Genomic DNA, 5907 nt, shown 5'->3' on the forward strand with positions numbered 1-5907 from the left:
CTCTCAAAAGCAGATGTGGACATCTGCAGTATGGCGCATTGCGACGCCGGTTGGAGCAGGAGCCATCCACCCCATCAGGTTTGTGTGTTTTGCTTCGACGGCAAAGACCAGAACTTCTGCCTCTGGACTTCGAAAGCTCGATAGATGGATACCTTGAGTCAGGAGGCTTCACCGGGCTTCTCAGCCAGACGACATATCATATCCACGTGGCTCTCTAACCATTCGTGATCTAAGGGCAGACCAGCAATGAGATGTCTGAAATAGGGAACTGCGATTGCCGTATCGATCAGCTGTTCAATAGGCGCATCAATGGCAAGCTCGCCTCGTTGTTCGGCCGCGTCGAATACCTCTCTGACATAAGACATGCGCTCATGCATGAACTCGTTAATTAGTGACTTGGTCTCATTATTTGTGGCCGCGCCCGAAATAATCTGCGGAGCGATCTGTCCCCAGGGTGTGTCGTTCAAGGCCGACATTAATATACCGAGAAGCCACGTTAAATCGGCATGGAGCGGCCCATTCGTCTTGGGAGCAATAACGGGCGGACTTGCGGCGCGTTTGAATGCATCGGTGCGTAGTTGGTCGATTTGCGGCCAGTGCCGGTAAAGAGTGCTGCGCGAAACTCCTGTCTTCGTACTGATCGATGCGTGTGTCACTGCAAGCACGCCTTCGGTGCGAAGAATTTCGAGAGCAGCATCTAGCGCAATGCTTCGCGTTGCAAGGAGGCGGGGGTCATCAGCTTTTGTCATGTTTCATCCATCTATAGAACATTATGTTGCGTATCAAAACAAAATGTTCTATATGTCTCGCAAGGGTCTTCTTTCGCCACTCTTGGGAACAGGGTCGAGACTGTCAACTTCAGCGAAGGATTACCCAATTGACGAAATGGAGCTTGCTCCATGGCAACCTGAAGGAATTGAAAAGATGAAACGACATCTTGCTACGACCGCAAAACGCATCTCTCTTGCCACCGCCTTGTCGATCGCGGCGTTTGCGTCAACAGCTATGGCTGACAACAAAGAGACAGTTCAGGCATTCTACGATCTTCTCAGCAATCCCGGTTCTGAAGACGCGACCACCGCATTCGTATCTGTCACAGCTGATGATTGGGAAAGTATTGGGGACTACTCGGGAGCGAATAAATCGCGCGAGGCGTTTCTTGGCCAGGTCGGCGGATTTGCAAAGCTTATCCCTGACCTCAACTGGGCTGTTCAGGACATGCACGAAGCTGGTGATTTTGTCACCGTCCGCAGTCGTGCCACCGGCACACCCGTCGCGCCGTTCTTCGGTGTCGATGGAGAAGGCCGCAGCTTCGACATCATGACCATCGACATTCACAAAATTGAAGACGGCAAGATCGTCAGTTCCCACCACGTCGAAGACTGGGCCGGAGCGCTTCAACAACTTTCGGGCCGGTAGGCCTCGATAAGGAAAGGAAATGATATGAACAGACGACAGATACTTGTCGCGTCAACAATGGCTGCAGCAGGCATGGCGGTTCTATCGCCTGCCACTGCACAGTCGATGGATGACGAAAGCCAAGCAACTTTTGACACCGTGATGGCCTTCATGGGCGCAATGGGCGGCGGAGACATGGAAACCATGGCTGACCTAATGGCCGATGATATGGTTTGGAAAAACGAAGGTGACCCAACTATACCGTGGATCGGCCCGTGGGAAGGCAAAGAGGCGATCTTTGGTTTCCTTGGTGTCTTCAGCGAGAACTTCCAAACGACCAAGTGGGAAAACACCGATGCCTTTGCGCATGGCGACACGGTCGCGATCTTTGGCGACATGAACGGGATCACGACCAAGTCCGGTAAGGAAATCGGCGATTTTACGTTCGCGCTCAGAGCCAAAGTGCGGGACGGCAAGGTCGTGCTGTGGAACTGGTTTGAGGACAGCTTTGCTGTGAGCCAAGCCTATCACGGATAAAAAATGTTGGAACCGCTGCAAGACTGTGCCGCGGTTCCTCAAAACCAGCCATTGAAACCGAGCGATGACCCGCCCGTAACCGTCCGACGTGGGGCTCCACCAATGCGCGCAAGGAATGTTCGCAATGATGTCATTTAAAAACAAGCTGTCGGCGCCGGGTGTCCCGATTTGGGCGACCGTGTTCCTGTTCATAGTAGTCGTCTTCGGCTTCGTTTTGGGCGTGCCCGCACTTCTTGGGATTGGCTTGATGGAAACTCATACGATCGGTTGGGGCGGCCGCGAGTTGGGTGTCGCAGTCGGAGCTGTAATCTCAGCAATCCTGCGCAACCCGACCGCGTATTTCTTGATCTTTGTGATTGGGATTTTCCGCGAAACCAGCGACGCGCTCGAGGCCCTGGCAGAGACCCCTCCCAATACGGCTTCGGTCATTTTTATCGGCATTTTTGTTGTCATAGGAGCTGCCAGCGCCTTGGTAAGTTATCGCGCCATGCGCGCAGCAAAAGGAGACACCAGATGATTGGTATGTCAAAATGGGTCGTAGCGCTGACAGCGCTTTGCATTGCTTCCGCGGCATACGCGCAAAGCATGGAGTTACCTCAGCGACAGGGTGAACGCCCACGAACGACGAATGGCGTGCCGCATGTCCAAGTCGATTTCGAAGGCAAAGCAGAATTGTCGGCTGAGCTGGCGCGGCGGGTATCCGAGTTCCCAGGGGTCACACTTGGCGCGACGCGCGTGTCCTTGCCGGGTGCTGTGGGCTTCCAACTGAGCTCCGACATGCCCCTTGCGCAGCCCAACTCTATTGTTGGCGGCTTGGAGTTTGCGCACTTGCATCCCGACGGAAGCCTGCACGCATCGCTTGACCCGGAACTTGCAGTTGCAGCGGTCCAGGCGGGATGGGCCGTCGCGCATCCTTGGGCGGAGCAGAACGACGGTTGGGAAGGCTTTGTCATGATCTATTCGCCGCTCAACGAACAAGAGCTGGACGTCGTGACACAATTGGTCGAGCAATCTTACACCTATATCACCGGCAAACATCCGACCGAGTAACGCCGTAGATGCCTCTTAGCGAGATTGCTTCTGCATGCGCAGACCGTCGTTCCCGAAACAAATGTGCGATCGAAATCGACCGACTGCGCGTTCAATGAACGCGATACCATAATGCCAAGGAGCCTACTTATGGTCAGGCAATTCCTCGACCACCGCTACTTCATCTGGACCTTGCTTGCCTTGCCTTCAGTGCCGATGATCGTGGCACTGATCAACGGAACGCCGGTCCCTGACGGCAAACCGATCACTGAAATGCTTTTGCATCCAACGGGCGAGTTCAGCGCGCGGTTCCTTGTTATCACCATGGCTCTGACACCTCTGCGGATGTTGTTTCCCACCTCGGGGTTTCTGCGATGGATGATGAAGCGCAGGCGTTACTTTGGCGTAGCGGCGTTTTTTTATGCTCTGCTCCATACGCTTCTTTACATCGTGGATATGGGCAGCCTTCGCGCAATTCTGGGTGAGTTCCTGGCACTTGGTATCTGGACCGGCTGGTTGGCGATGCTGATCTTTGTGTCGCTTGCTGTCACATCCACCGATGCGGCTGTTCGAAAGCTGGGGACGCATTGGAAAACGCTACAGCGGACAGTTTACATCGCCGCCGTCGCCACACTGCTGCATTGGATCTTCGTACACAACAATATCGGGCCAGCGCTGGTCCATTTTGTGCCGCTCGCGGCGCTTGAACTCTATCGTGTGGCCAAAATCTTCCTCCCCAAACGCGAAACCCAAGGAGCATAACATGCTTGGAAAAACGAACATTGCGGTTTTATCCGCCGCTCTTTGCATACCGCTGAGTGTCGGCGCGACCGGTATCCATCAATGCGAAGCGACAGAGAGTGCTGACTGGCTGTCCAAGGCCCAGCTGGAAGAGAAACTGGAAGCAAACGGTTGGTCCGTCCGCTTCATGAAAGAAGACGGCGGCTGTTGGGAGGTCTACGGGACCAACCCGGACGGGCAACGCGTTGAGGGCTATTTTCATCCCGTCACTGGCGAGGCTGAATTGATCTCGCAGCGGGGCCGTATCCTGTTCGACGCAACCAAAGAAGGAAACTGAACAATGAAGACCATTTTGGCTCTAATTCTCGCCGTTTCGCTGAGTGTCCCGGCAATCGCTCAGGAAAAGACAAGTTTAGACAGGGACGAATATCTCCTGGATGGCATCAATTTTACATTTCAAAATCAGAATGCCGACGCGGCAGATATCTCATTTGCAGATGGTGAAGTGACCTATGCCTGGATTGCAGGACGGCAAGCCGGGAACCCATCAGTAACCGTGCCCTACAAATCTCAAAAACTGGATACAGACATCTATTTGGTTGGATGGAACGAACCACAAAGCAAGACGTTTGTTACGATGGTTTACAACTTCAAATCCAATACAAGTTCGGTTTCTGTCCTGGCGAGATACGGCAATGATGAACCGTTCTTCGGCTTTCAGGGTGGCGTCATCGAACATGTCACGATGAACTAGAATAACTTGCCTTCATCTTCAGACAACGTCTGGACGTTCCCATGAATCGATACACCAATTCTGTGATCCCCATCTGGGTGAACCTGCTTCAGATCGTCCTTACGCTGATCATGTTGGGGCAGGTCTATATGTACTTCTTCGACCACCAGCTTTTGGCAGCAACGGGCGTCCCGGTCGAAGGCGTACCGATGCTCAACTTGATATTCGAGATGGGCGGGCGCACGGCGACTATGGCAGCGGCCTCGATCTTCGTTCTGATCACTCAGGATCCGCGGCAATATCTGATCGTCTTGGCGATGAATATCTTTCGAGAGGGTGCGGAAACGGTCATTGATCCGCTTTTCCCAATTGCAAACGCCCCTGCGGGACCGATGACGGACTTCAGCGTCCACCTAGTAATTGTCGCCATCGAAATTCTGGCATTCATCGCAGTCTGGAAGACTGTGAAAGCCGACAACACACCACTTGACGCATCAACAAAGGAAAATGCATGAAACCCTTCGGCAAACAACTGGCTCAATTCGCTTTGATTTGCGCAGTCTCGCTGTCCACCGGTACAGCATCGGCCCAATCAGAAGCGGAGGAACACGTACTTGATGGCGCGACAATTGATTGGAGCTATGATGCCAACGGCGCGCGGATGCTACTCACCTTTGAAAACGGGTTGGCACGCTATGAGTGGATTGAAGGAAGGCGGGCAGGCAATAAGGCGCAAGACATCCCCTACCGCTCTCGCGAAATGAGTGATGGTCTTTTTGTGGTCAGCTGGGATCAGGCAGATCGTCCAGATTTCATCACGTTAATTTTTGATTTCAACAAGAGCGTAATGGCATCGACCGGCTTGATTGGCTACGGGACCGATAATCAAAGAAATCTCTTTCAGAATGGGACTGTGCATAGCCTGGATCAGTGACGCACTCGATGAAGCTGAACGCGCGTCCGATGACAATAACAACCGGTAGATTGAGAAAGGTGAGCCAACGGTCGATGTCAAAATTCGGCAGTTGGTTCGCTGAAATTGCTACCTTCAGCATTGATCACGCGATAATCAGGTGAACTTAATCAGTATCCACCCTTTGACCACAGTCATTTGGGCGGATTGCAGGTTTTGGCATTGCAGCCAATTTTAGTCAAACGTCACTGGTGTTTCATTGGTGTGCTGCTTCAGCACGTAGATCTCTTCGAAGATGAAATCATTGGGACTTTGCTTCGTTAGAAGACACTCGATTCGAACGAGGTTGCGGCCAGCAGTCATCAGCGCGGCCGCCGTCTGTTTCCAGAGTGTCTTCGCAACAATCGATCCGCTGAACTTTGGAGGCATAATGCATCCATAGCGGACCTTAGCTTAAAGAAATCGAATGGCAGAAATGTCCGCAGAGCAGACCTCATTTCTCTCAATCGGAGCAAACGCAAAAAGAGGGGAACCGCTGTTGGGCGGTTCCCCTCTC

10 protein-coding genes are annotated in these 5907 nt (G+C 52.9%); 9 read left to right on the plus strand and 1 reads right to left on the minus strand.

Annotated features, from left to right (window positions below; all coding sequences use genetic code 11):
• Positions 1 to 158 precede the first annotated feature (158 nt).
• Positions 159 to 749, minus strand: a complete 591-nt coding sequence (locus Q0859_RS21145; protein WP_299155089.1) for a TetR/AcrR family transcriptional regulator — start codon at positions 747 to 749, stop codon at positions 159 to 161.
• 175 nt (positions 750 to 924) lie between these two features.
• On the opposite strand from Q0859_RS21145, the gene Q0859_RS21150 reads away from it, so the two are divergent.
• The 9 genes from Q0859_RS21150 to Q0859_RS21190 all read left to right on the plus strand — a co-directional run bounded on the left by Q0859_RS21150 (position 925) and on the right by Q0859_RS21190 (position 5372).
• The gene (locus tag Q0859_RS21150) at positions 925 to 1419 is read left to right on the plus strand and encodes an ester cyclase (RefSeq protein WP_299155091.1); all 495 of its coding nucleotides are present in this window, start codon (positions 925 to 927) and stop codon (positions 1417 to 1419) included.
• A 24-nt stretch (positions 1420 to 1443) separates the two neighbouring features.
• Complete coding sequence (locus Q0859_RS21155) at positions 1444 to 1935, plus strand: nuclear transport factor 2 family protein (protein ID WP_299155093.1); 492 nt, start codon at positions 1444 to 1446, stop codon at positions 1933 to 1935.
• Positions 1936 to 2059: 124 nt separating this feature from the next.
• The gene (locus Q0859_RS21160) at positions 2060 to 2452 is read left to right on the plus strand and encodes a hypothetical protein (RefSeq protein ID WP_299155094.1); all 393 of its coding nucleotides are present in this window, start codon (positions 2060 to 2062) and stop codon (positions 2450 to 2452) included.
• Positions 2449 to 2985: a luciferase family protein gene (locus Q0859_RS21165; protein ID WP_299155096.1), complete on the plus strand. Its 537-nt coding sequence runs from the start codon at positions 2449 to 2451 to the stop codon at positions 2983 to 2985. Before Q0859_RS21160 ends, Q0859_RS21165 begins: the two co-directional genes overlap by 4 nt.
• 63 nt (positions 2986 to 3048) lie before the next feature.
• A complete protein-coding gene (locus tag Q0859_RS21170; protein ID WP_299155097.1) occupies positions 3049 to 3726 on the plus strand; it encodes a ferric reductase-like transmembrane domain-containing protein in 678 nt (225 codons plus the stop codon).
• A gap of 1 nt (position 3727) precedes the next feature.
• Positions 3728 to 4042 (plus strand): PepSY domain-containing protein, encoded by a 315-nt coding sequence (locus Q0859_RS21175; protein WP_299155099.1) that lies wholly within the window; start codon positions 3728 to 3730, stop codon positions 4040 to 4042.
• Between the two features lie 3 nt (positions 4043 to 4045).
• On the plus strand, positions 4046 to 4459 hold the full coding sequence (locus tag Q0859_RS21180) for a hypothetical protein (protein WP_299155100.1): 414 nt from the start codon (positions 4046 to 4048) through the stop codon (positions 4457 to 4459).
• A 41-nt stretch (positions 4460 to 4500) separates the two neighbouring features.
• Positions 4501 to 4953: a hypothetical protein gene (locus Q0859_RS21185; RefSeq protein WP_299155103.1), complete on the plus strand. Its 453-nt coding sequence runs from the start codon at positions 4501 to 4503 to the stop codon at positions 4951 to 4953.
• On the plus strand, positions 4950 to 5372 hold the full coding sequence (locus Q0859_RS21190) for a hypothetical protein (RefSeq protein WP_299155104.1): 423 nt from the start codon (positions 4950 to 4952) through the stop codon (positions 5370 to 5372). The genes Q0859_RS21185 and Q0859_RS21190 overlap by 4 nt, the downstream gene beginning before the upstream one ends.
• Positions 5373 to 5907: the final 535 nt, after the last annotated feature.

The sequence above is a fragment of the uncultured Tateyamaria sp. genome (assembly GCF_947497045.1).
In the GTDB taxonomy this organism is placed as follows: domain Bacteria; phylum Pseudomonadota; class Alphaproteobacteria; order Rhodobacterales; family Rhodobacteraceae; genus Tateyamaria.

What these genes read in the sequence shown, in the direction of transcription:
- Q0859_RS21145 (WP_299155089.1), bottom strand. Translation starts at nt 749, where the DNA reads ATGACAAAAGCTGATGACCCCCGCCTCCTTGCAACGCGAAGCATTGCG.
- Q0859_RS21150 (WP_299155091.1), top strand. Translation starts at nt 925, where the DNA reads ATGAAACGACATCTTGCTACGACCGCAAAACGCATCTCTCTTGCCACC.
- Q0859_RS21155 (WP_299155093.1), top strand. Translation starts at nt 1,444, where the DNA reads ATGAACAGACGACAGATACTTGTCGCGTCAACAATGGCTGCAGCAGGC.
- Q0859_RS21160 (WP_299155094.1), top strand. Translation starts at nt 2,060, where the DNA reads ATGATGTCATTTAAAAACAAGCTGTCGGCGCCGGGTGTCCCGATTTGG.
- Q0859_RS21165 (WP_299155096.1), top strand. Translation starts at nt 2,449, where the DNA reads ATGATTGGTATGTCAAAATGGGTCGTAGCGCTGACAGCGCTTTGCATT.
- Q0859_RS21175 (WP_299155099.1), top strand. Translation starts at nt 3,728, where the DNA reads ATGCTTGGAAAAACGAACATTGCGGTTTTATCCGCCGCTCTTTGCATA.
- Q0859_RS21180 (WP_299155100.1), top strand. Translation starts at nt 4,046, where the DNA reads ATGAAGACCATTTTGGCTCTAATTCTCGCCGTTTCGCTGAGTGTCCCG.
- Q0859_RS21185 (WP_299155103.1), top strand. Translation starts at nt 4,501, where the DNA reads ATGAATCGATACACCAATTCTGTGATCCCCATCTGGGTGAACCTGCTT.
- Q0859_RS21190 (WP_299155104.1), top strand. Translation starts at nt 4,950, where the DNA reads ATGAAACCCTTCGGCAAACAACTGGCTCAATTCGCTTTGATTTGCGCA.